Origin of the sequence: Methanosarcina spelaei (assembly GCF_002287235.1) — an archaeon.
Taxonomy (GTDB): Archaea; Halobacteriota; Methanosarcinia; order Methanosarcinales; family Methanosarcinaceae; genus Methanosarcina; species Methanosarcina spelaei.
In genome coordinates, this window is sequence record NZ_LMVP01000339.1 from 1 (window position 1) to 822 (window position 822).

Below are 822 nucleotides of genomic sequence, written 5' to 3' on the forward strand. Positions count from 1 at the left end.
GTAGAATCTGCCAGTGTAAAACGATGGTTAGCTCGTGCAGCTAACCAATGCGATAGAGTAAATGACAGTATAATGAAAGACGTGGATGTACCCAAGATAGAAATGGATGAACTATGGGTAATAATTCAAAAAAAAAGTTCCTAGAATGAAGGATTATGAAGATAATGGGCCATGGATGTGGGTAGCTTTTGTACCAAGTTGTAGGCTAATACTTGACTTTGTAATAGGACCAAGAAAACAGTATGTTGCGGATAAGTTAGTGGAATCAGCTAAAAAACATCTTTCTGATAAAATCCCTCTTTTTGTCACAGATGGATTGAACTTTTATAGAGAAGCTCTTTTAAAACATTTTGGAGTTTTGATTGAGTTTCCAAGAACTGGGAAAAGAGGAAGACCAAGAAAACCAAAAATCGTTCCATATGATGATTTAAAGTATGCACAGGTAGTCAAAACTAGAGTAAATGGAGTACTTGAGAAAGTAGAAAAGAAAATCATCTTTGGAGAAGACATTGAACAAAACGAAATCTCAACAACTTTACTTGAAAGACAAAACCTGACTTTTAGACAGGATAACAATAGAGTTTCAAGAAAAACGATCGGGTTTTCAAAAGCGAAAGAGTGGTTAGAGTATCAAATGAGGTTATATTGCACGTATTTTAACTTCTGTAGAGGTCATGGAGGATTAAAATACAAAGATGAAAGAGGGGTTGAATGCAAAAATACACCTGCAAGAGAGGCAGGAATTGTGGACTCAATATGGACTTTAAAGGAAATGCTAACATTCAGGTGTTTTAAAACATCAATCGGATAAAAATGGATTAT

At 34.9% G+C, this 822-nt stretch carries 1 pseudogene; it reads left to right on the plus strand.

Annotated features, from left to right (window positions below):
• Nucleotides 1-811: pseudogene (locus ASJ81_RS14295) on the plus strand (IS1 family transposase); the annotation flags it as partial.
• Nucleotides 812-822: the final 11 nt, after the last annotated feature.